Below are 23810 nucleotides of genomic sequence, written 5' to 3' on the forward strand. Positions count from 1 at the left end.
TACTGCGTATGGCTTGAAGTCGACGCGGTCCTTGTGGGAGCTGGCTTGCCGGCGATTGGGCTGCAAGGCAGCCCCCTGCCTCAATGCTGCTTGGCCTGCCTGATCCTCAGCAAAATCACCAGCAACACCAACAGCACAGGCGGCGCCATGGCCAACAGCCCATCCCGCGCCGTCAGCCCCAACCCCAGCACATTCAGCCCGCCATACAGCAGCTTGAACAAGTTCAGCAGGTAGTAGGTGATGGCAATGATCGACAGCCCCTCCACCGCCCGTTGAATCTTCACCTGGGCATCAGCCCGGGCATTGAGGCTGCGCAGGATCTCGGCGTTCTGCTCTTCCATTTCCACCTGTACCCGCGCCTGCAACAGGTCGCCCAGGTTGGCCACATTCTTTGCCAGCTGCTCCAGGCGCTGCTCGGTGGCCGCGCAGTAGCGCACGGTCGGCTTGAACCGGCGTTCGATGAAAACCCCCAGGCGCTGGCAGTCGCCCACATGGCTTTCCCGCAGCTCGCCCAGGCGTTCGAACACCAGTTGCGCATAGGCTTGCGTGGCGCCGAAGCGGTGGCGGGTTTTCACCGTACGGCTGACCACCTGGCGTGACAGGTGGGCAATGGCTTCCAGCAAGCCTTTGGAATCATGGTCATCGACACCGGCACTTCGCTCCGAGAGGTTGACCAGGGTCTTGTCGAAGGCATCCAGTTCCTGGCTCAGGTCCTTGGCCGTGGTCAGGGTCAGCGAGGCCATCATGCGGTAGGTCTCGATCTCCAGCAGACGGCGGATCATGCGGCCCTGTCGGTAGGCATTGAGGCGACGGTTGATGAACAGGAAGCGGTTGGTGCCGTCCTCGGTCAGGCGAAAATCGCTCCACACCACCGCATCGCCACCGCCGACGCAGGAGCCGCACGGGTCCTTGAAACCGTAGTGGGGCAGGTCCAGTTCCTGTTCGTCACGGACCAGCACCTGCACCGCGTTGATCACCTGCGCCGCTTGCGGGGCGATAGCCTCGGCCAGCACCGGCGGCAGCGTTTGCCACTCGGTATCGGCGGCAGTGCAGGGCACCACCAGGGTCAGGGTGAAGAACTCGGTGTGCCGTTCCCACTTGAACGGATGGCCATCCAGGCGGGTGATGCCTTGGGCGGCTGCGGTGTCCAGGGCATCCGGGCAGCAGCGTTGCAGCAGTGCCGCACAGGCAGCATCGCCGCCGAGCAAGGCCAGGTGGAAGACATGCGCCGGGCCGTCGAAATACAGTGACGGGCGGGCGTGCAGCTCGTTGTGCAAGGCGGTGCGTTGAGGGTGCATGGGTGGTCCGGCCTGGTGTTGTGATTGTGGGGGTACCAGGAAGTGGGACTTTGCGGGGGGAGGGGAAAGTCACGCGGACGCAAAGTTTTGTATCGCCTGTGCCGGCCTCTTCGCGGGTAAACCCGCTCCCACAGGGATAGCGCAGGCCTGAAGGGCAGCGCGGTACCTGTGGGAGCGGGTTTACCCGCGAAGAGGCCGGTGAGCCCGGCATCAATTCCAGGCCTTATTCGCGGTTCAGCAACTGGTTGAGCGCCCGGGTCATTTGCACGTTATGCACGTTATGCATGGTCATACGCGGTTCTTGTAGGAGCGGCCTTGTGTCGCGAAAGGGCCGCAAAGCGGCCCCGGAAATTTCAACCCAGACAGCGCGTCACATGCTTGACCGACTGGTAGGCCGACAACCCCCAAGGCCCCAGCTCACGCCCGATCCCGCTACCCTTGGTACCACCCCACGAGGTCTCGACGAACACCGCCTGCACCGAGTTGATCCACACATGGCCAACCTCCAGCGCATCGGCCACCCGCTCGGCGCGCTCCAGGTCGGCGGAGCACACCGTAGCCACCAGCCCGAAACGGCTATCGTTGGCCTCGGCAATCGCCTGTTCCTCGGTCGCAAAGCGACGCGCGCACAGCACCGGGCCAAAGATTTCCTCGGTCCACAGGCGGCTGTCTTTCGGCACATCGGCATACAGCGTCGGGCTGACGAACCAGCCCTCCCGGTCCAGCGCCTTGCCTCCGGCCAGGCACTGCAGGCCTTCCTCCCGCGCCGTGGCAAAGTAGCCGGCCACCTTCAGCCACTGCGCCTGGCTGGTCAGCGGCCCCATGTCGACCTCTTCGGTCAATGGATTACCGACCCGTAGCTGTTCCAGTGCGGCCTGCAAACGCGGCAGCAATGCATCGGCAATGCCGTCCTGCACCAGCAGCCGCGAAGTGGCCGAGCACATCTGCCCGGCGTTCCAGGTAATGCCGGCGACGATCCATTCCACTGCCTGGCCCACGTCGCAATCATCGAACACCACGATCGCCGACTTGCCGCCCAGCTCCAGCGTCACCGGCCGGCACTGCGCCGAAGCGCTGCGCATTACCTGGCTGCCGACACTGTTGCTGCCGGTGAACGACAGCTTGTCCAGGCCATTGTGGCTGCTCAGCGCAGCACCGGTCTCGGCCTTGCCGTTGACGATGTTCAGCACCCCGGGCGGCAGCCCCAGGGCATCGGCGATCTGGCCGTAGGCCTGTTCGATCAGCGGGGTGACTTCCGATGGCTTGAGCACCACGGTGCAACCGGCGGCCAGGGCCGGGGCGAGCTTCCAGGCGCTGGTCACCAGCGGGAAGTTCCACGGCACGATCAGGCCGACCACGCCCACCGGTTCCAGGCGGGTGCGAGCGCTGAAACCCGGCGCAGCCAACGGCACATCGCGGTTCTTCGATGGCAGTTGCTCGGCCAGTTCGGCGTAGTAGCCGAAGGTGGCGATGGCGTCGTCCAGGTCGATTTCCGCCTCGTGACGTGGCTTGCCGTTGTTGCGCATCTGCAAGGTGATCAACGCTTCACGGCGCTGCCCGAGTTGTTCGGCAAAGCCGCGCAGGTAGGCGGCGCGTTCGCTGGCGCTGGTGTTTTTCCAGGCGGGCAGGGCGCCGCGGGCAGCGGTCACTGCCTGGTCTACCTGGGCGACGCTGGCGGCCTTCAGTTCGGCAAAGGGTTGCCCAAGGGCCGGGTCATTGACGCTGATGCAGTCGCTGCCCTGGCCTTCGACCCAGCGGCCGGCAATGTAGTGGGAAGTGGTCATGGTCGGTTTCCAGTCAGGCCATTTCGGCGGTGGTTACCGGCGTGTGCGCGGTGCTTTTGCAACGCACCCAACGCGGGCCCTGGGGGCCATACACGCCGGCAGGTTCGGGGAACAGGTTGAGCAGCAGCAGGTACAGCACGCCGGCCAGCCCCAGGGTGACCGGCAGGCTCAGGTCGATGCCGCCGGCCAGGTCGCCCAGTGGGCCGACGAACTGCCCTGGCAGGTTGACGAAGCACAGGCCCACCGCCGCGCTGGGTATCCACGCCCCCATGCCGCGCCAGTTCCAGCCATGCAGGAACCAGTAGTGGCCGCCACGCTGGCCGCGGGTGAACACCTGCAGATCGTCGGCATGGTAGAAGCCGCGGCGGGTGATCAGGCCGAGGATCATGATCACCATCCACGGGCTGGTGCAGGTGATGATCAGCACGGCGAAGGTCGACACGCTCTGCACCAGGTTGAAGGTGAAGCGGCCGACGAAGATGAAGCCGATCGCCAGCACGCCGATCAGCAGTGTGGCGCCGGCACGGCTGAGCAGGCGTGGGAACACGCTGGACATGTCCAGGCCGGTGCCGTACAGCGCCGTGGTGCCGGTGGACATGCCGCCGATCACCGCAATCAGGCACACCGGCAGGAAGAACCAGCTTGGCGCCACCGCCAGCAGGCCACCGACGTAGTTGTTGGCGGCGATGTAGTCCGGTGCCTGGGTGGCCACCAGGGTGGCGGTGCACAGGCCGAACAGGAACGGGATCAGTGTCGCGCCCTGGGCCGCGATCACCGCCAGCATGATGCGCGCCTTGGGCGTTTCACGCGGGATGTAGCGCGACCAGTCGCCGAGGAATGCACCGAACGACACCGGGTTGCTCATGGCCAGGATCGCCGCACCGACGAATGCCGCCCAGAAGCCCGCCTGGCCGAGGTTTACGCTGCCCGCATAACCGGCGTCGAACGGCCCGGCAAAGGCAACGATGCCCAGCAGGAACAGCAGGCTCGAGGCCCACACGGCAATCTTGTTGACCCACAGCATGAAGCGGAAGCCGAAGATGCACACCACCAGCACCAGCACCGCGAACAGGCCATAGGCCAGGCCCAGGGTCAGGTCGGTTTCCGGCAGGCCGGCCAGGCGCTTGGCGCCGCCGACCAGGGCGTCGCCCGAGCTCCACACCGACAGCGAAAAGAACGCCACCGCGGTGAGCAGCGACAGGAACGAACCGACGATGCGCCCGTGCACGCCAAAGTGCGCCCCAGACGACACCGCGTTGTTGGTGCCGTTGAGCGCGCCGAACAGGCCCATGGGCGCGAGGATCAGCGCGCCCACGCCGACGCCGAGCAGGATCGCCCACACGCCGGCCTGGAACGACAGCCCGAACAGCACCGGGAAGCTGCCCAGCACGGCCGTGGCGAAGGTATTGGCGCCGCCGAAGATCAGGCGGAACAGGTCCAGCGGGGAGGCGTCGCGTTGATCGTCGGGGATCTGTTCGACGCCGTTGGTCTCGATACCGGTCGAGTGGCTCATGGTGATGCTCCAGCGCGGTTGTTGTGGGCCGGCGCAGTACGCAGGCCTTATTGTGGGTGCGATGGCAGGGCGGCAGGGCCGCGTAAATGGATGATCAGGCCGGCGATACGACCGACAGGTGCTCGTGGCAGGCCAGCCACCGTTCGCCGTGGCGGCGGAAGACGATGGTCTCGCGCTCGCTCAACTGGTGTTCTTCGCCGGCGATGCGGATGTGCGTGGCCACATCATGCATGAAGATCGCCACGTCACCTTGCAGGCTCACCTGGGCATTGCCCGATTCGCAGGCGAGCACGGCAAACCCGTCGGCCTGCCACTGGGCCCAGAGTTGCTCGTAGGCATGGCGCGACAGCAGCGGTTGCGGCAGTGTGTGGAAAAGGAAGGTGGCGTCTTCGCTGAAGCAGGCGAAATAGCGAGCGGTGTCGTTGCTGGCGAACGCCGCAACGAGGTCGGCGGCGGCTTGCCGTACCTGAAGTGTCTGGTCCACGGGAGTGGCCTCACGGTTCTTGTGATTGTGGTGAAGCGATTCTGGTAGCGGTTGGCGAGGGGAAAAATCGCTGTGGGCAAATAATCAGTTCAGGAATTTGTGAAGTGATGGCTGCGCTTTCTTTACCCCCGCCTGATCTGTGGATTAAGGTGGCGGCTGATCCCCATGGGCTGTAGGCAATGAGCAATTACCAACCACCACTGACGGTGACCCCCCGCATTCTGGCTCTGGTTGCCGAAATCAGCGAGCAAGTGGGATTGTTGACTGCCTACCGTGATGGCACGCTGACGCCACAGCTGCGCCGAGGCAACCGTATCCGCACCATCCAGGCGTCGCTCGCCATCGAGAACAACACCTTGAGCGTGGAGCAGGTAACCGCCTTGCTGGATGGCAAGCGGGTTCTGGGTTTGCCACGCGAAATCCAGGAAGTCCGTAACGCGTTCGCGACCTACGATGCGATGCCTGGTTGGCGCGCTGAGTCCCAGGATGATCTGCTCACTGCGCACGGCATGCTGATGCATGGGCTTATAGATGACGCTGGCCGCTACCGGCGTGGAGGGGTGGGCATCTATCGCGGCACTCGCCTTCTGCATATGGCGCCACCGGCCAGCCGGGTGGCGATGCTGGTGCAGGATTTGTTGCACTGGCTCGCGAACAACGATTGGCATCCGCTGATTACCAGTTGTGTATTCCACTACGAGTTTGAATTCATCCACCCATTTGCTGACGGTAATGGGCGGATGGGACGGTTATGGCAGACCCTTCTCCTCAGCCAGTGGCGGCCGGTGTTGGCGTACCTGCCGGTGGAAACCGTTATTCGTGAGCAGCAGGACGCTTACTACGCTGCCCTGGCCGCCGCCGACCAAGCTGCTGAAGCAACCCCATTTGTCGAATTCATGCTCGAAGCCTTGTTGCGGGCGCTTATCGAAGCAGAAGACAGTGACCAAGTAACCGACCAAGTAACCGACCAAGTAACCGACCAAGTAGCGAGTCTCTTGAATGTGCTGCCTGCAGGCGTTGCTTTGAAGAGCAGCGAATTGATGCACCAGCTGGGCCTCTCGCACCGTGCCACATTCCGCAAGAGTTACCTGCACCCGGCACTCGCTGCCGGGTTGATCGAAATGACCGATCCCGAATCACCACGGAGCCCCAAACAGCAGTATCGGCGGGTTGCAAGGTAGGTTTCGCGCCGCGCATCCTGTGGGAGCGGGCGTGCCCGTTCTCATAAGGCTGCACATAACTCATTGAATTAGCAGGGACCCTGTGGGAGCGGCTTTAGCCGCGAACACCGGCGCAGCCGGTGCCAGGCACCGCGTTGGATTCTTCGCGGCTAAAGCCGCTCCCACAGTGTATGCGGACCGCTTGCGAATTCGGCTCTCTACGCGTCAGCGCAGCCCAAAGGGCTTTCAGTTATCCAGCTGTCATCTGACTGCAACGAATATTCAGCAACCTTTCTGCCATCTCCCCGTGCCTCATTGCGAGTTCGAATGGGCCATCCCGCGCTGCATCTGCCACAGGACCACGACCTGTTCGGCCTGCTCTACGCCTTCGCCTTCCGCCCTGGCCAGCCGGGGCGCGAAATCGATTCGGCGCAGTTGTTACGCACGCTCGGCCAGCCGCTGGAACCTGGCGAGTTTCTGTGGGTGCACCTGAACCTGGCCCACGCTGCCTGCGAACGCTGGCTGCGCACCCACCTGCAGTTGCCCGAAGCCTTCTTCGAAACCCTGCGCGAAGGTTCGCGCTCGACCCGTATCGAACACGCCGACTCGGCGCTGCTGGCAGTGGTCAACGATGTGGTGTTCAACTTCGGCCTGGTGTCCTCGGACATCTCCACGCTGTGGGCCTGCGCCAGCAGCCAGTTGCTGGTGAGCGCGCGGTTGCAGCCGTTGCATTCGGTGGACAAGCTGCGCTCGTCGGTCAAGCATGGCGAGCGCTTTCATTCATCCATCGAGTTGCTGGTCCATCTGTTGCGCGACCAGGGCGATGTGCTGACCCAGATCGTGCGTGAAACCACCACCAGCGTCGACCGCATCGAAGACCAGTTGCTGTCCCAGCGCCTGAGCGACAACCGCGCCGAACTGGGCAGCATGCGCCGGGTGCTGGTGCGCCTGCAGCGCCTGCTGGCGCTGGAGCCGGGGGCACTGCTGCGCCTGCTCAACCGGCCGCCCGACTGGCTGCAGGAACAGGACATACGCCAGCTGCGGGCGGCCACAGAAGAGTTCACCCTGGTGATCAGCGACCTCACCGCCCTCGGTGAGCGGATCAAGCTGCTGCAGGAAGAAATCGCCGCCAAGCTCAACGAACAGACCAACCGCACCCTGTTCACCCTGACCGTGGTGACCGTGCTGGCGCTGCCCATCAACATCATCGCCGGTTTCTTCGGCATGAACGTCGGGGGTGTGCCGCTGGCGGAAAACCCCCATGGTTTCTGGGTGCTGGTGGCCCTGGTGGCGACCTTCACCGTGCTGGTGGGGCGCTGGGCGTTTCGCAAGCGGCGCGAGTACTGAAGCGACGATCGTCGGTCAGTTCGCCTCCCGCACTGCACTGAGGAACGCCCGGGTCCGCTCCTGTTGCGGGTTTTCGTAGATCTGCGCCGGCGTCCCCTGTTCGTGGATCTGCCCCTTGTAGAAGAAGCACACCCGATCCGCGAACTCCCTGGCAAAGCCCATCTGATGCGTCACCATCAGCATGGTCAGGTTGTGCTCGCTGCCCAACCGGCGGATCACGTTCAGCACCTCGCCACACAGTTCCGGGTCCAGTGCCGAGGTCACTTCGTCGAACAGCATCACCTTGGGCCGCATCGCCAGCGCCCGGGCAATCGCCACGCGTTGTTGCTGGCCACCGGACAACTGCGACGGGTAATGCTCGAACTTGTTGCCCAGGCCAACCATCTCCAGCAGCTCGGCAGCCCGTTCGCGCGCCTCGGCCGGCTTCACGCCCAACACCTGGACCGGGGCTTCGATCACGTTCTGCAAGGCACTCATGTGCGGGAACAGGTTGAAGCTCTGGAACACCATGCCGATCTTCGCCCGCACTTTGCGTACATGGCGCTCGTTGGCGATGAGCTGCGCGCCGTTGCGCCCGGGCATGTGGGTGAGCGATTCGCCATCGACTTCGATCATGCCCTGGTCGATGCCCTCAAGCGTCATCAGTACCCGCAGCAACGTCGACTTGCCCGAGCCGCTGGGGCCGATGATCGCCACCTTTTCGCCGGGGGCGACATCGAGGTTGAGGCCGTCGAGCACGGTGAAGCTGCCGTAGCGTTTGGTCACGTCCTTGAAGCTGACGATCGGTTGGGCAATGGCCGGTGTGGGCATGTGGGTGTCCAGCGGCTGGGTGGCGGTGGCAGTGGCGAAGTGGGTCACAGGGGCGATCATCAGCGGAGCTCCAGGCGCACTTCAAGGCGCCGAACGAGGTAGGCCAGAGCGACGCTCAGGGCCAGGAAGAACAGACCGACCAGGGTGATCGGCTCGAGGTAGCGGAAGCTTTCGGAGCCGACGTTCTTGGCCTGCTGCATGATTTCCACCACGGTGATGGCCGACAGCACCGGGGTGTCCTTGAGCATGGCGATCAGGTAGTTGCCCAACGGCGGCAGGATCGGCCGAATCGCCTGGGGCAGGATGACTGCCCGGTAGGCGGTCCACGGCGCGAAGTTGAGGGCGACCACCGCTTCCCACTGGCTGCGCGCTACCGAGTCGAGGCCGCCGCGGTAAACCTCGGCCAGGTAACAGGCGTAGTGCACGCCGATACCGATGATGCCGGCCTGCATGGCCGTCATGTTGACCCCGTAGTTGGGCAGCACGTAGTAGAGGAAATACACCTGGATCAGCAGCGGCGTACTGCGGATGAACTCGATCAGCAATGCCACCGGCCACGACAGCCAGGCCTGGCGGCTGCGTCGGGCGATGGCCAGGAACAGGCCCAGCACCACTGCGATCAGGAAGCCAACCAAGGTGATGCCCAGGGTTTTCAGCGACGCCTGCAGCAAGTCGGGCAGGATTTGCGCGACGTAGTTCCAGTCCCAGAAATTCATGACAGGCTCCCCCGCAGGCGACCGCGGCTCAGGCGCCGTTCGACCCGACGCATGAGGAAGTTGATGACCTGCGCCAGGACGAAGTAGAGCAGCAGGGTGAGGCTGAAGATTTCCAGGGTCTGGAAGGTCGCCTGGTCCAGTTGACGGGCGCGGAAGCTAAGGTCCGACAGGGTGATCAGCGACACCAGCGAGGTGTTCTTCAGCAGTTCGATCAGCAGGTTGGTGCCAGGTGCGATGGCCGCCAGCAATGCCTGCGGCAGGATGATCCGCCGGAAGCGGGTGGTGGCGGGCATGTTCAGCGCGGTGCAGGCTTCGTACTGCCCCTTGGCCACCGAGCTGATCGCCCCGCGCATCACTTCGGCACCGTAGGCACCGATATGCAGCCCGAGGCCGACGATGGCCACGGTGTAGGCGCTGAGTTCGAGGTTGAACGGTGGCAGCGGCAATACGAAGAACAGCCAGAACAACTGCACCAGCAACGAGGTGCCGCGGAACAGCTCGATGTAGGCCACGCACAACCAGCTCAATGGCCGCCATGACGAACGCCGGCCAAGGGCGGCGAGGATCGCGGCGACGATGGCCAGCAGCGAGCCGAAGAAGGTGACCTGGATGGTGATCCAGGCGCCTTGCAGTAACAACGGTATCAATTCACCCATGGTTCGACCTGAATAATCGGATTACACAGGGAATGGCACGGCAAGCGCCATGCCACCTCGATTCACTGCTGGGCACAGAGCTCGGCGGCGGTCTTGTCAGTCACGTTGCTGCGGTCGAAGCCGAACGGCGCGACGGTCTTCAGATGCTCCTCGCTGCCCAGCCACTTCTTCATCTCGGCGTTGACCGCGTCGCGCAGGGCTTTGTCCTCGGGGCGGAAGGCCAGGGCACCGTAGCCGGTGTGGGCCGGGTCATCGGTGAAGTCGCTGATCGCCTCGACCTTGTCGCCACCCTTTTTCGCCAGGCCCTTCATGGTCAGCTGGGTGCCCACGGCAGCATCGGCGCGGCCGGCGCGCACGGCCTGCAACTGGGCGGTGGTGTCCGGCACCTGAAGGATCTGCGCATCCGTGATGCCGGAGTCGCGGGCATAGGCGAGGTTGACCGTGCCGGCCATGATCGCCAGCTTCACGTCCGGGTTCCTGGCGATGTCGGCGTAGCTGTGCAGGTTCTTCGGATTGCCCTGTGCCACCAGCAGGGTGTCGGGCAGGGCGTACTGCGGGTCGGTGAAGATCACCTGCTTGCAGCGTGCCGGGGTGATGTACATGCCGGCGGCAATCACATCGAAGCGCCCGGCGCGCAAGCCCGGGATCAACGAACCCCACTCGGTGAGCACGCCATCGACCTGTTTGATGCCCATCTTCTCGAAGATGATCTTGGCGATTTCCGGTGACTCCCCGGTTACCCGGCCATCGGTCTCGGTGAAGGCGAACGGAGTTTCGTTGGCGTAGCCGATGCGGATGTGGCTGGTTTCCTTGATTTCGTCCAGGCTGGCGGCCTGGGCGCTGGCAAGCACACCGAAGGTGGCACAGGCCATCAGCAGGCGCTGGAAGGGGCGTGGAACGTTGAAAGGCTGGCTCATCAATGAAGCTCCTGTTTGTTATAAAAACCGTCGTCGACGGCTCTGTGTTAGGAGGCAGTGGAGCAAAACAGCGAAAGCAGGTCGGTCTTTTGTTCGAAGCTGCCGGGCAGCGGGAGTTCGACCTTGGGCCGAGCATACAAAAGCTGAAACGGCCATTGCATTGCACTAGGACAATTGCCCGAAGCACTTGTACGGGGGATGCTGTGGCCCTGGCCCTGGCAAGTGAAGCGAACATCATGATGCACAGTTGGAAGGCAGCCCTGGACGCCGCCCGCATCGGCGAGTCCAAATACAAGATCCTGGTCCAGGCCGTCACCGGCGAGATCGAGCGCGGCGTATTGGTACATGACCAGCGCCTGCCACCGCAGCGCCAGGTAGCCGATGCCCTGGGCATCAGCGTGCAGACCGTGACCAATGCCTACAAGGAACTGGAGCGGCAAGGCCTGGTGCGTTGCGAGATCGGCCGTGGCAGTTTCGTCAGCCGGCGCATGAGCGACCGTGTGTCGGATGACATCATCGACCTGCCCGAGCGTACCCTGGTCGACTTCTCCATCACCCGCATCCTGCACACCCAGGTGCATGAGCGCATCTGGCGCGACACCTGCGCCGAGCTGGCCGTGGAAGAGGAGCAGCCGTGGATCCATGCCTACCGGCCCATCGCCGGTTTCGAGAGCCACCGCGAGGCGGCGGTGCGCTGGCTTGCCGGCCTGGGCATGCAGGTCGAGCGTGACGATGTGCTGGTCACCAACGGCGCCGCCCACGCCATCTTCCTGGCCCTGGCCTCGCTGGCCGGGCCGGATGATGTGGTGCTGTGCGAGGGGTTGACCGACCATGGCGTGATCGGCAATTCACAGGTGCTCGGTTTTACCCTCAAAGGCCTGGAGATGGACCGCGAGGGCATCAACCCGGAACATTTCGAGGACATCTGCAGCAACGAGCGGGTGACCGCGCTGGTGTGCACACCCAACCTCAACAACCCGACCGTCAGCCTGATGCCCGACAGCCGCCGCCAGGAGATTGCCGAAATTGCCCGGCGCTTTGGTGTGCATATCATCGAAGATGACGTTTACGGGCCGCTACTGGGTGGCAGCCATGCCAGGCCACTCAGTTCCTATGCGCCGGAGCTGTCGTTCTACTGCACCAGCATGACCAAGTCGGTGCTTACCGGCCTGCGCGTGGGCTACCTGGCCATGCCCAAGCGCCTGGCGCTGCGCACCGAGAGCATCTTGCGGGTCAACAGCTGGATGGCCACGCCCTTGGTGGCGGAAATTGCATCGCGCTGGATCAACGATGGGCGCGCGGCGCAGCTGGTGGCGCTGCAGCGCACCTTGCTGGGCGAGCGTCAGGCGTTGTTGCGTGAGTATCTGGGGGATTATGTGCGTGGTCAGCACGCCCATGCCCTAGGGGCGTGGCTGAACATTCCCGAGCGCTGGGAAGTGGACAGCCTGGTGCGTGCCTTGCGCCGCCGGCAGATTGCGGTGACGCCGCCGGAGCCGTTCCTGGTGCGCGGTACACCGCGGCCACGGGCCGTGCGCTTGTGCGTGGGCGCCGAGTGTTCCGAGGCAAAGCTGCGCCAGGCCTTTGGCGATATGCGGGAGTTGTTCGGGCAGTATCCGCAGATCCACGAGCTTTGAGCGGCCTGTACCGGCCTCTTCGCGGGTAAACCCGCTCCCACAGGTTCCGTGCGAGGTTCAGGAAATGCGCGATTCCTGTGGGAGCGGGTTTACCCGCGAAGAGGCCGGTACAGGCAAAAACAAATTCCCCGGCAAATTGCCCTAGTACATTCATCACGACAATTTTCGCCTCATACACTCCGCCCAACATCAGCTCACTTGTTGGGTCCCGGTCATGTCAGCGCTCTCGCTTCACGATCTCTACCTCGCCCGCCAGCGTATCCACGGCCTGGTGCGCAGCACGCCGCTGGAACTTTCCCCCAGCCTGTCACGGCACCTGGGCACGCCGGTCTACCTGAAGCTCGAGGCCCTGCAGACTACCGGCAGCTTCAAGCTGCGCGGCGCCAGCAATGCCATCGCCGCACTTGGCGCTGACCAACGCACATGCGGCGTGGTTACCGCCTCCACCGGTAATCACGGCCGGGCGGTGGCCCACGCTGCTGCGCAACTGGGCGTGAAGGCAACCGTGTTTCTTTCGCAACTGGTGCCAGCCAACAAAGTCCAGGCCATCCGCGATCTGGGCGCCGAAGTGTGCATCGTCGGCCACTCCCAGGACGATGCCCAGCAGGCCGCGCAACAACATGCCGACCAACAGGGCGCAACCCTGATCCCACCTTTCGATCACCCTCAGGTCATCGCCGGCCAGGGCACGTTGGGCCTGGAAATCATCGAGCAGTTGCCCGAGGTGGAGCAGGTGCTGATTCCGCTCTCCGGTGGTGGCCTGTTCGCAGGTGTGGCGTTGGCCATGAAAAGCATCAAGCCGGCGATCACCACCCATGGCATCAGCATGCAGCGCGGCGCGGCGATGTACGCCAGCCTGCAGGCCGGCAGGCCGGTCGAGGTTGAGGAGCTGCCGACACTCGCTGACTCGCTCGGCGGCGGCATCGGCCTGGGCAACCAGCACACCCTGAACATGACCCAGCGTCTGCTCGACCAACTCCACCTGCTGCCGGAAGCGTCGATCGCCAATGGCATGCGCCACGCCTACCAGCACGAACGGTTGGTACTCGAAGGTGCCGGTGCAGTCGGCATCGCAGCGCTGCTCGACGGCTTGGTGACGGCCCGCGGCCCGGTGGTGGTGGTGGTCAGCGGGCGCAACGTCGACAGCGCACAACATCAGCGCGTCATCAATGGCGGCGACGCCTGAAATTCACGTTCCTTCACTGGAGGTATTCGAATGCCGGCCATCACCTTGCTCAGCGAAGCCGACCTGCGTAGCTGCATTACCCTCGACCGCGACGCGATCAATGCCATCGAGCAGGCCTTTGCCCTGCTTGCCACGGCCAATGTGGCGATGCCGCCGATCCTGCGCCTGGATGTGCCCGAGCACAACGGCGAGGTGGACGTGAAAACCGCCTACCTGCCTGGTCTGGAGCGTTTCGCGATCAAGGTCAGCCCAGGCTTTTTCGACAACCCCAAGCTTGGCCTGCCCAGCCTCAACGGCATGATGATGCTGCTGTCGGCCCGCACTGGCCTGCTCGATGCCTTGCTCCTCGACAATGGCTACCTCACCGCCGTGCGCACCGCTGCAGCCGGTGCGGTGGCTGCCCGCTGGCTGTCGCGGCAGGACAGCCGCAGCGTGGCCTTGATCGGCAGTGGCGAACAGGCACGCCTGCAGCTGCAGGCACTGCGCCTGGTGCGGCCGATCGAGAAGGTCAAGGTGTGGGGGCGCGATGCGCAGAGAACCGCAGCGTTATGTGATGACCTGGGGCGCGATGGGCAACTGCAGGTACAGGCCTGCGACAGTGTCGACCAGGCCATGCAGGCGGTCGATATCGCCATCACCTGCACCCCCAGCCGCGAGCCGCTGATCCTGCCGCATCACCTGCAACCGGGGCTGCACATCACTGCCATGGGCTCGGATGCCGAGCACAAGAACGAGATCGCGCCCACGGCCCTGGCCCGGCTCGACCGTTATGTGGCCGACCGCCTGAGCCAGACCCGCGTGCTGGGCGAACTGCACCACGCCTTGCGCACTGGCGCGGTCAGCGAACAGGCCGTTCATTCCGAGCTGGGCCAGATCATCGCCGGCCTGCACCCGGGCCGTGCGCAGGCCGAAGAGGTCACCCTGTGCGACCTGACAGGCACCGGGGCCCAGGACACCGCCATCGCCAACCTTGCCTTCGAACGCGCAATCGCCGCCCACAAAGGCCTGGCGTTTCACAGCTGACAGTTTTCGCAACCCACTCACAAGAAGGGCATCCGTATGTCACAGACAGTGGTCAACCTGCCGTTCAGCCGGCAGGAGTACGCCCAGCGCCTGGCCAAGACCCGCGCTGCCATGCAGGCACAGGGCCTGGAGCTTTTGCTGGTTACCGATCCATCGAACATGGCCTGGCTCACCGGCTATGACGGCTGGTCGTTCTACGTGCACCAGTGCGTGCTGCTGGCGCTCGATGGCGAGCCGATCTGGTTTGGCCGCGGCCAGGACGCCAATGGCGCAAGGCGCACGGTGTTCATGCGGCACGACAACATCGTCGGCTACCCGGATATCTATGTGCAGTCACGCGAGCGCCACCCGATGGACTACCTGTGCCAGGAGGTGATTCTGGCCAAGGGCTGGGGCGGCCTGAGCATCGGCGTGGAGATGGACAACTACTACTTCAGCGCGGCGGCCTACCAGGCCCTGTGCAAGCACTTGCCGCAGGCGCGCTTCAGCGATGCCGCCGGGCTGGTCAACTGGCAGCGGGCGGTCAAGTCGCCGCAGGAAATCGAATACATGCGTATCGCCGCGCGCATCGTCGAACAGATGCACGGGTGCATCCTCGAACGCATCGAGCCCGGCATGCGCAAGAACGAGCTGGTGGCCGAGATCTACCGCAGCGGCATTCTCGGTGTCGATGGCCATGGCGGCGACTACCCGGCCATCGTGCCGTTGCTGCCGACTGGCGCAGATGCCAGCGCGCCGCACCTTACCTGGGACGATTCCCCGTTCACCCGCGGCGCCGGCACGTTCTTCGAGATTGCCGGCTGCTACAAGCGCTACCACTGCCCGCTGTCGCGTACCGTGTACCTGGGCAAGCCGCCGCAACACTTTCTTGATGGCGAAAAGGCGGTGGTCGAAGGTATCGCGGCCGGCCTCGATGCCGCGCGGCCAGGCAACACCACCGGTGACATCGCCAGGGCGTTCTTCCGTGTGCTGGAGAAGTTCGGCATACACAAGGACAGCCGCTGTGGTTACCCGATCGGTATCAGTTACCCGCCAGATTGGGGCGAGCGCACCATGAGCCTGCGCCCGAGCGACACCAGCGTGCTGCAACCGGGCATGACCTTCCACTTCATGCCGGGGCTGTGGATGGACGACTGGGGCCTGGAGATCACCGAAAGCATCCTCATCACCGAGACCGGGGTCGAGACCCTGTGCAACGTGCCGCGCCAGCTGTTCGTGAAGGACTGACCCATGAATGCAATCGCACAGGCCGCCGCCACGGTGGCCAACCCGATCACCTGTACCTTGGATTTCGAGCAGGACGGTTTGCAGCACGGCTTCCTCAAGCTGCCGTACTCGCGTGACGACTCGGCCTGGGGGGCAGTGATGATTCCGCTGACGGTGGTCAGGAATGGCAATGGCCCTACTGCCTTGCTCACTGGTGGCAATCACGGTGATGAATACGAAGGACCGGTGGCGCTGAGCAAGCTGGCTCAGCAGCTGCAGCCCGAGCAGGTAAACGGGCGGGTGATCATCGTGCCGTTCATGAACACACCGGCGTTCCAGGCGGGCACCCGTACTTCGCCGATCGACCGGGGCAACCTCAACCGCAGCTTCCCTGGCCGGCCTGATGGCAGCGTGACGGAAAAGATCGCCGATTATTTCCGGCGCACCTTGCTGCCGTTGGCCGATATCGTCCTGGACATCCACTCCGGTGGTCGCACCCTCGATTTCCTGCCGTTCGCTGCATGCCATGTGCTGCCCGACAAGGCCCAGCAGGCCCGTTGTGAAGCCGGCATGCAGGCCTTCGCCGCGCCCTACAGCATGCGCATGCTCGAGCTGGATGCGCAGGCGATGTACGACACCGCGGCAGAAGAGCAGGGCAAGGTGTTCATCACCACCGAACTGGGCGGTGGTGGCACCTCCACGGCGAAAAGCGTGGCCCTGGCGGAGCGCGGCGTGCGCAATGTGCTGATTCACGCCGGCATCCTCGCCGGCGAAGTGGAGCAGGGCGAGACAACCCTGCTGGACATGCCCGATGGCGATTGCTTCATCGCCAGCGAGCACGACGGCTTGCTGGAGATGTGCCGCGACCTGGGCGGAACGGTCAGCCAGGGTGAGGTGATCGCCCGTATCCATGACATCCGCCGCACCGGCAGCGCCCCGGTCGAGTACCGCGCCCGACGCAATGGCTTGCTCGCAGCCCGGCACTTTCCCGGCCTGGTGCAGTGCGGCGACACCCTGGCGGTGATCGCCGACGTACTGGCCTGAACCTGGCGCCACGACAACGAGGTATGGAGAACAGTCATGTCACACCACTACCCATTCAACAGCCTGTGCCACGTCGATGGCCAATGGCTGCACAGCCACAGCGGCAACAGCATCGCCGTGCATGACCCGGCCAACCGCCAGGTCATCGGCCATGTGCCGCTGCTCGACCACGAGCAGATCGTCGCCGCGGTGGATGCCGCCCAGCGGGCTTTCCCGGCCTGGCGCCAGCAGAGTCTGGACAGCCGCGCCGCGCTGTTGCGGCGCTGGGCTGAATTGATGCTCGAGCACCAGGAGGCTCTGGCGCGCATTCTCAGCGAGGAACAGGGTAAGCCGCTGGCCGAAGCACGCGGTGAAATAGCCTATGCGGCAAGCTTCATCCCCTGGTTTGCCGAGGAGGCCCGGCGCCTCAACGGGCAGACTATCCCCAGCCATATTCCGGGTGCCCAGCTGAGTACGCTGAAGGAGCCCGTCGGGGTCTGCGCGCTGCTCACCCCGTGGAACTTCCCCAGTGCCATGATCACCCGCAAGGCGGCTGCGGCGTTGGCGGCCGGCTGCACGGTGGTGGTCAAGCCGGCCCACGAAACACCGTTTTCGGCGCTGGCCCTGGCCCAGCTGGCAGAGGACGCCGGCTTCCCGCCGGGGGTGTTCAACGTGGTAATCGGCGAGCCGCAGATGGCCATGGAAACCCTGGTGCGCGACAGCCGCGTGCGGGCGGTCAGCTTCACCGGCTCGACCCGTGTCGGCAAGCTGGTGCTGCAAGCCGCGGCTCAGGATGTGAAGAAAGTGGCGCTGGAGCTGGGCGGCAACGCGCCGTTCATCGTCTGCGCCGATGCCGACCTGGAGCTGGCCGTGCGGGTGGCCGTGGCCGCCAAGTTCCAGACGTCTGGCCAGGACTGCTGCGCGGCCAACCGGATCATGGTGCAGCGGCCGTTGTACGAAGCATTCCTGATGCGTTTCGCCGAAGCGGTGCGGGCGCTGAAAGTTGGCCCGGCGATGGTCGATGGCGAGGAGACGGCGGCAGAGGTCGGCCCGTTGATGCACCAGGCCGCCTTCGATGCCACCCAGGCCCGGGTCGAGGACGCCCTGCAGCGTGGCGCCCGGCGCCTGGTCGGAGGCGAGGGCCATGCGCTGGGTGGCTGGTTCTTCCAGCCGACGGTGCTCGCCGATGTCACGCCGGCGATGCGCATCTACCAGGAAGAAAACTTCGCGCCTATTGCCGGGGTCATGCCGTTCGACACGCTGGAGCAGGCCATCACCATGGCCAATGACACCGAGTACGGCCTGGCTGCCTACATCGTCGGCAACCGCCTCGATGTCGTGCACCCGCTGGTGCGCCGGCTCGACCACGCGATGGTGGCGATCAACGGCGTCAAGTTCACCGGCCACCCCATCCCGTTCGGCGGCATGAAGGCCTCGGGCCTGGGCCGCGAAGGCGGCAGCGAGGGCTTCGAACCCTTCGTCGAAACCAAATACGTTTGCTTGCACCACCACGGTCAGTTCTAAGGAGTGTTTGCCATGAGCCAAGATTTCAGCCAGCTGTTCGAACAGGACCGCGCCCACTTCATGCATCCTTCGACCCACGCCCATGACCACGCCAGCGGCGCGCTCAAGGGCCGGATCATCACCGGTGCCGAGGGCATCCGCCTGCGTGACCATGAAGGCCGCGAACTGATAGACGCCTTCGCCGGCCTGTACTGCGTGAACATCGGTTACGGGCGTACCGAGGTCGCTGACGCCATCCATCGCCAGGCCAAGGAGCTGGCGTATTACCACACCTACGTCGGCCACTCGACCGAAGCGATCATCGAGCTTTCCAGCCGCATCATCGACTGGGCGCCGGCCGGGATGAAAAAGGTCTATTACGGCCTGTCGGGTTCCGATGCCAACGAGACCCAGGTCAAGCTGGTGCGCTACTACAACAACATCCTCGGTCGTCCACTCAAGAAAAAGATCATCTCTCGCGACCGCGGCTATCACGGCTCGGGCATCATGACTGGCAGCCTTACCGGCCTGCCCAGCTTCCACCAGCATTTCGACCTGCCGGTGGAGGGCGTCAAGCATACGGTCTGCCCGCACTGGTACCGCAAGGCACCGGCCGACATGGACGAGCAGGCCTTCGTGCGCTATTGCGCCGACGAGCTGGAGCAGCTGATCCTGGCCGAAGGCCCCGATACCGTCGCCGCGTTCATTGGCGAGCCGCTGATGGGCACCGGTGGCATCATCGTGCCGCCCAAGGGCTACTGGAAGGCGATCCAGGCCGTGCTCGATCGCTACGACGTGCTGCTGATCGCCGACGAAGTGGTGTGCGCCTTCGGCCGCCTGGGCTCGAAGATGGGCAGCCAGCGCTACGACATCCGCCCGGACCTGATCACCACGGCCAAGGGCCTGACCAGCGCCTATGCGCCTCTGTCGGCAGTGATCGTTGGTGAGAAGGTGTGGAACGTGATCGAAGAAGGCTCGCAGAAGGCCGGCCCGATGGGCCACGGCTGGACCTACTCCGGGCACCCGATCTGCGCGGCGGCGGCGCTGGCCAACCTGGATATTCTCGAGCGCGAGAACCTGACCGAGAATGCCGAAGTGGTGGGGGCATACCTGAACCGGCGCATGCGCGAAACCTTCGAAGGCCACCCGCTGGTAGGTGAAGTACGGGGTGACGGCATGCTTTGCGCAATCGAGTTCATGGCCGATCGCGAGGCGCGTACGGCGTTCGACCCGGCGTTGAAAGTCGGGCCACAGGTGTCGGCAGCGTGCCTTGAGCGCGGGATGATCGCCCGGGCCATGCCGCATGGTGACATTCTCGGTTTCGCACCGCCGTTGGTGCTGAACCAGGAGGATGCCGAAAAGATCGTCGCCATCACCAAGGTGGCGGTCGATGAGGTAGCTGGCAAGGTGCTCGGCTGAGCATTGCAGGGGCCGCCATGCGGCCCCATCGCCGGCCTTGGCAGGCGAACCGACTGACGGTTCCATCCACCTTTCATCCTTGCCTACGCTGATATTCCCAACCCGCTAACGCAAGGAAACCCGTCATGGCCTTCCAATACAAGCGTCTGGACAAGAACAACGCCGCCGTGCTGCTGGTCGACCACCAGACCGGCCTGCTCTCGCTGGTAAGGGACATCGACCCCGACCGCTTCAAGAACAACGTCCTGGCCCTGTCGGACCTGGCCAAGTACTTCAAGCTGCCGACCATTCTCACCACCAGTTTCGAGACCGGCCCCAACGGCCCGCTGGTGCCCGAACTGAAAGAGCAGTTCCCCGACGCCCCGTACATCGCCCGGCCTGGCAACATCAACGCCTGGGACAACGAGGACTTCGTCAAGGCCGTCAAGGCTACCGGCAAGAAGCAGCTGCTGATCGCCGGCGTGGTGACCGAAGTGTGCGTGGCCTTCCCGGCTCTGTCGGCGCTGGAGGAGGGCTTCGAGGTATTTGTCGTCACCGATGCCTCCGGCACCTTCAACGAACTGACCCGTGACTCGGCCTGGCGGCGCATGGAGGCCGCCGGGGCGCAACTGATGACCTGGTTCGGCGTGGCCTGCGAGCTGCACCGTGACTGGCGCAATGACATTGAAGGGCTGGGGACCCTGTTCTCCAACCATATTCCGGACTACCGCAACCTGATGACCAGCTATAACAAGATGGCCAAGTAGTCCGGCCTTGGAGGCACCGAGTACCCTGTGGGAGCGGGTTCACCCGCGAATGCGTCGGTAGCTTCAATGACGCATTCGCGGGTAAACCCGCTCCCACACCCTCCCCGGAACACTCACCACAAGCGAAGCGGCAAACTGCCATGGATCGACCATACTGACTCTTCATTCGCCCTCAGGAGAGCGCCATGTCGAAGTCGTCCAGGAAGAGAGACCCCAAGGACCATCCAGAGAAACTGGGCGGCAAGGCGTACGAGAAGGAACTCAAGCAGCTGCATGTGGAGCTGGTGAAGCTGCAGGAATGGGTGGTGGCCAAGGGCCTGAAGGTGTGCATTGTCTTCGAGGGCCGCGATGGCGCCGGCAAGGGCGGTACCATCAAGGCCATTACCGAGCGCGTCAGCCCGCGAGTATTCCGCGTGGTGGCGCTGCCGGCGCCAACCGAGCGGGAAAAGAGCCAGATGTATGTGCAACGCTACCTGGGCCACCTGCCTGCCGCGGGCGAGGTAGTGATCTTCGACCGCAGCTGGTACAACCGCGCCGGTGTCGAGCGAGTGATGGGCTTCTGCAGTGAAGAGCAGAGCAGCAAGTTTCTCACCGTGGTGCCGCTGTTCGAAAAGATGATGGTCGAGTCGGGGATCATCCTCATCAAGTACTGGCTGGAGGTCAGCGCCGAAGAGCAGACCCGCCGCCTGCAGGACCGTATCAACGATGGCCGCAAGCTGTGGAAGCTGTCGCCGATGGACCTCAAGTCATACACACGCTGGGATGAATACACCCGGGCCCGCGACGACATGTTCGCCGCCTCTGATTCGTCCTGGGCACCGTGGTTCATGGCCCATTCCAACGACAAGCGCCGTGCCCGGCTGAACATCATCAGCCATCTGCTGACGCGCATTCCCTACAAGGACATCACCCGCGACGGGCTGGTGAAATTGCCCAAGCGCGGCAAGATCGGCAAATACAAGGCCGTCAACTACCCGTTCAAGGTCGTCGAAGAGCGTTTCTGATCTCTCCCCACGGGGAGCAGCGAGGGTGCGAGCCTATGCCACATGATGGCAGCCTGTTGCAGGCGACGGTGGTGTTCCTGCTGGCCGTGGTGCTTCTGGTACCGCTGGCGCAGCGTTTGAAAATGGGGGCGGTGCCCGGCTATCTGCTGGCGGGCATCCTCATAGGGCCATCGGTATTTGGCTTGCTGAACAACCCGGATAACGTGGCACGCCTGTCGGAGATGGGTGTGGTGATGCTGCTGTTCGTCATCGGCCTGGAGCTGTCGCCGCGACGTTTGTGGAGCATGCGCCGGGCGCTGTTTGGCGTCGGCTCGCTACAAGTGGGCCTGAGTGCTGTAGTGCTTGGCCTGCTGGCGTACTGGCTGTTCGGCCAGTCGAAGCCGGCTGCCATCGTGCTGGGCCTGGGCCTGGCGCTGTCGTCCACCGCGTTTGGCCTGCAGGTACTGGCCGAGCGCAAGGACCTGGGCAAGCCGCACGGCCGCCTGGCCGTGGCGATCCTGCTGTTCCAGGACATTGCCGCGATCCCGCTGATTGCCGTGGTGCCGCTGCTCGGTGGTGATGTCAGTACCGCCGACGAAGGCGCCTGGCCGGTGTTGGCGGTGGTGGTTGGCATAGGTGTGCTGATCATCTTTGGCCGCTACCTGTTGACCCCTGTTTTCAAGTGGACAGTCGGTTCGGGCCTGCCCGAGCTGTCTACCGCTACCGCCTTGCTGGTGGTGCTGGGCACCGCCTGGGTGATGGAGCACGTGGGCGTGTCGATGGCGCTGGGGGCATTTCTGGCGGGCGTATTGATGGCCGAGTCGCCTTTCCGTCACGAACTGGAAACCCAGATCGAGCCCATCAAGGGTTTGCTGCTGGGGCTGTTCTTCGTTGGCGTGGGGATGAGCGCCGACCTGCGCCTGCTGTTCGGCATGCCGTTAATGGTGCTGGGGCTGACCCTGCTGCTGGTGATGATCAAATTGCCGCTGCTTTATGGCCTGGGCCGCACCGCAGGTGGGCTCACCCAGGCCCAGGCGCTGTGCCTGGGCGTGGTGCTGGCGTCTGGCGGCGAGTTTGCCTTCGTGGTGTTCAAGCTGGCGTTGGATCATCAGGTGCTTGCGCAGCAGGTGCATGACCTGCTGGTGCTGGCCATCACCTTGTCGATGGCGGTAGTGCCGTTGGTAATGATGGCCCTGGCGCGGCAGTTGCGTGACGACAGCCCCACACCGGCAGCCCCTGAAGCGGGCCACTGAATCGCGCCACATGGCGCACCTGGAGTTCGGAGGTGAAGCATGCAACCGGGTATCAAGATGGACAGCCGCCTGTCGCGGGGCTTGCTCGATGTGCTCATCAAGGCCGGCCTGGTGGCTGCGCTGGTGATATTCGCCTTCCAGACGTTCCAGCCGTTCCTGGAGCTGATGCTGTGGTCGGTGATCCTGGCGGTGACCTTGTACCCGTTGTATTGCCGCATCCAGCGCCGCACAGGGCTCAAGGACGGGCTTTCGGCGACGCTGGTCGTTCTGCTGGTACTGGTCGTGCTGCTGGTGCCGATCTACCTGGTGGTGATGTCCATCGGCGAGTCGGTGGACAGCCTGGTGACGCTGCTCAAGAGCGGTACCTGGAGCGTGCCGGCCCCTCCCGACTCGGTGGCGGCCTGGCCGCTGATCGGGCCGAAGGTGCATGCCTTGTGGCTGGCCGCCTCGGAAAACATGGCCGGTGTGCTGAACCAGTGGATGCCCCAGCTCAAGGGTGCCGGGCGCACGGTGCTGGGGGCAGCAGCCAGCGCAGGCGGCGCGTTCCTGCTGTTCATCGCGGCGATCATCGTCTCGGGCATCATCATGGCGTTCGGTGACCGCGGCGAAATCGCGGCGCAGCGCATCGCCATGCGGGTGTCGGGGGAGGAGCGCGGCAAGCCATTGGCCAAGCTGTGCACCGCCACCATTCGCGCGGTGGCCCAGGGCGTGATCGGCATTGCCTTCATCCAGATGCTGCTGATCGGTGTCGGCTTCGTCATCAAAGGGGTACCGGGGGCGGGGATGCTGGCAATCGTCATCCTCATGCTGGGGATTGCCCAGGCACCGGCCACGTTGATAACGGTGCCGGTGATCATCTACATCTTCAACGTCGAAGGCTTTACCGTGGCGACCATCATTTTCGCCATCTACACCTTCGTCGCCGGGCTTGCCGACAACGTGCTCAAGCCGCTGCTGCTGGGGCGCGGGGTGGACGTGCCGATGCCGGTGGTGCTGATCGGGGCACTGGGCGGCATGGTGGTCAAAGGCATCATCGGCCTGTTCATCGGGCCGGTGATCCTGGGCGTCACTTATGTACTGTTCTGGCAGTGGGTGGCGCTGCAGGTGCCGGAAAATCCCGTCGAACCGTCGGCGTAAGCCAAGGCCTGC

General features: G+C 64.2%; 21 protein-coding genes. 13 read left to right on the forward strand and 8 right to left on the reverse strand.

The window, feature by feature from the left end:
- Positions 1–80: 80 nt before the first annotated feature.
- The 4 genes from GEV38_RS04230 to GEV38_RS04245 all read right to left on the reverse strand — a co-directional run bounded on the left by GEV38_RS04230 (position 81) and on the right by GEV38_RS04245 (position 5079).
- The gene (locus tag GEV38_RS04230) at positions 81–1298 is read right to left on the reverse strand and encodes a DUF3422 domain-containing protein (protein ID WP_054572310.1); all 1218 of its coding nucleotides are present in this window, start codon (positions 1296–1298) and stop codon (positions 81–83) included.
- A gap of 353 nt (positions 1299–1651) precedes the next feature.
- A complete protein-coding gene (locus tag GEV38_RS04235) occupies positions 1652–3082 on the reverse strand; it encodes an aldehyde dehydrogenase family protein (RefSeq protein WP_054572311.1) in 1431 nt (476 codons plus the stop codon).
- A 13-nt stretch (positions 3083–3095) separates the two neighbouring features.
- Positions 3096–4595 carry a cytosine permease gene (locus GEV38_RS04240; RefSeq protein ID WP_046616768.1) on the reverse strand — a complete coding sequence of 500 codons (1500 nt, stop codon included), beginning with the start codon at positions 4593–4595 and terminating at the stop codon, positions 3096–3098.
- A gap of 94 nt (positions 4596–4689) precedes the next feature.
- Positions 4690–5079 (reverse strand): nuclear transport factor 2 family protein, encoded by a 390-nt coding sequence (locus tag GEV38_RS04245; protein ID WP_015268917.1) that lies wholly within the window; start codon positions 5077–5079, stop codon positions 4690–4692.
- A gap of 179 nt (positions 5080–5258) precedes the next feature.
- Between GEV38_RS04245 and GEV38_RS04250 the strand changes: the two genes are divergently transcribed.
- Both GEV38_RS04250 and GEV38_RS04255 read left to right on the forward strand, forming a co-directional pair.
- Positions 5259–6260: a Fic family protein gene (locus GEV38_RS04250; RefSeq protein ID WP_015268918.1), complete on the forward strand. Its 1002-nt coding sequence runs from the start codon at positions 5259–5261 to the stop codon at positions 6258–6260.
- Between the two features lie 306 nt (positions 6261–6566).
- On the forward strand, positions 6567–7586 hold the full coding sequence (locus GEV38_RS04255; protein ID WP_024086247.1) for a transporter: 1020 nt from the start codon (positions 6567–6569) through the stop codon (positions 7584–7586).
- 15 nt (positions 7587–7601) lie between these two features.
- Here GEV38_RS04255 and ehuA read toward each other — a convergent pair whose 3' ends face one another.
- The 4 genes from ehuA to ehuB all read right to left on the reverse strand — a co-directional run bounded on the left by ehuA (position 7602) and on the right by ehuB (position 10685).
- Positions 7602–8396, reverse strand: a complete 795-nt coding sequence (gene ehuA, locus GEV38_RS04260) for an ectoine/hydroxyectoine ABC transporter ATP-binding protein EhuA (RefSeq protein WP_075046875.1) — start codon at positions 8394–8396, stop codon at positions 7602–7604.
- Positions 8397–8455: 59 nt separating this feature from the next.
- Positions 8456–9112, reverse strand: a complete 657-nt coding sequence (ehuD, locus tag GEV38_RS04265) for an ectoine/hydroxyectoine ABC transporter permease subunit EhuD (protein WP_003256382.1) — start codon at positions 9110–9112, stop codon at positions 8456–8458.
- On the reverse strand, positions 9109–9768 hold the full coding sequence (gene ehuC / locus GEV38_RS04270; RefSeq protein WP_015268921.1) for an ectoine/hydroxyectoine ABC transporter permease subunit EhuC: 660 nt from the start codon (positions 9766–9768) through the stop codon (positions 9109–9111). Before ehuC ends, ehuD begins: the two co-directional genes overlap by 4 nt.
- Before the next feature lie 62 nt (positions 9769–9830).
- On the reverse strand, positions 9831–10685 hold the full coding sequence (gene ehuB / locus GEV38_RS04275) for an ectoine/hydroxyectoine ABC transporter substrate-binding protein EhuB (protein WP_015268922.1): 855 nt from the start codon (positions 10683–10685) through the stop codon (positions 9831–9833).
- Positions 10686–10924: 239 nt separating this feature from the next.
- Between ehuB and GEV38_RS04280 the strand changes: the two genes are divergently transcribed.
- The 11 genes from GEV38_RS04280 to GEV38_RS04330 all read left to right on the forward strand — a co-directional run bounded on the left by GEV38_RS04280 (position 10925) and on the right by GEV38_RS04330 (position 23798).
- Entirely contained in the window at positions 10925–12319 is a 1395-nt protein-coding gene (locus GEV38_RS04280) for a PLP-dependent aminotransferase family protein (protein WP_025337665.1), read from the forward strand.
- 214 nt (positions 12320–12533) lie between these two features.
- Positions 12534–13505 (forward strand): hydroxyectoine utilization dehydratase EutB, encoded by a 972-nt coding sequence (gene eutB / locus GEV38_RS04285; RefSeq protein ID WP_015268924.1) that lies wholly within the window; start codon positions 12534–12536, stop codon positions 13503–13505.
- Positions 13506–13535: 30 nt separating this feature from the next.
- On the forward strand, positions 13536–14528 hold the full coding sequence (locus GEV38_RS04290; RefSeq protein ID WP_015268925.1) for a cyclodeaminase: 993 nt from the start codon (positions 13536–13538) through the stop codon (positions 14526–14528).
- A gap of 36 nt (positions 14529–14564) precedes the next feature.
- Positions 14565–15755 (forward strand): ectoine hydrolase DoeA, encoded by a 1191-nt coding sequence (doeA, locus tag GEV38_RS04295; RefSeq protein ID WP_015268926.1) that lies wholly within the window; start codon positions 14565–14567, stop codon positions 15753–15755.
- Between the two features lie 3 nt (positions 15756–15758).
- Complete coding sequence (gene doeB / locus GEV38_RS04300; RefSeq protein ID WP_015268927.1) at positions 15759–16778, forward strand: N(2)-acetyl-L-2,4-diaminobutanoate deacetylase DoeB; 1020 nt, start codon at positions 15759–15761, stop codon at positions 16776–16778.
- Positions 16779–16814: 36 nt separating this feature from the next.
- Positions 16815–18281 (forward strand): NAD-dependent succinate-semialdehyde dehydrogenase, encoded by a 1467-nt coding sequence (locus GEV38_RS04305; RefSeq protein WP_015268928.1) that lies wholly within the window; start codon positions 16815–16817, stop codon positions 18279–18281.
- Positions 18282–18293: 12 nt separating this feature from the next.
- Positions 18294–19679 (forward strand): aspartate aminotransferase family protein, encoded by a 1386-nt coding sequence (locus GEV38_RS04310; RefSeq protein ID WP_015268929.1) that lies wholly within the window; start codon positions 18294–18296, stop codon positions 19677–19679.
- A gap of 125 nt (positions 19680–19804) precedes the next feature.
- Positions 19805–20425: an isochorismate family cysteine hydrolase YcaC gene (gene ycaC / locus GEV38_RS04315; protein ID WP_013970853.1), complete on the forward strand. Its 621-nt coding sequence runs from the start codon at positions 19805–19807 to the stop codon at positions 20423–20425.
- A gap of 185 nt (positions 20426–20610) precedes the next feature.
- Positions 20611–21429 (forward strand): polyphosphate kinase 2, encoded by an 819-nt coding sequence (gene ppk2 / locus GEV38_RS04320; RefSeq protein ID WP_015268930.1) that lies wholly within the window; start codon positions 20611–20613, stop codon positions 21427–21429.
- 35 nt (positions 21430–21464) lie between these two features.
- On the forward strand, positions 21465–22661 hold the full coding sequence (locus GEV38_RS04325) for a monovalent cation:proton antiporter-2 (CPA2) family protein (protein WP_054572314.1): 1197 nt from the start codon (positions 21465–21467) through the stop codon (positions 22659–22661).
- A gap of 39 nt (positions 22662–22700) precedes the next feature.
- The gene (locus GEV38_RS04330) at positions 22701–23798 is read left to right on the forward strand and encodes an AI-2E family transporter (protein WP_054572315.1); all 1098 of its coding nucleotides are present in this window, start codon (positions 22701–22703) and stop codon (positions 23796–23798) included.
- Positions 23799–23810: the final 12 nt, after the last annotated feature.

The organism is Pseudomonas sp. 13159349, assembly GCF_013305685.1.
Taxonomy (GTDB): domain Bacteria; phylum Pseudomonadota; class Gammaproteobacteria; order Pseudomonadales; family Pseudomonadaceae; genus Aquipseudomonas; species Aquipseudomonas asiatica.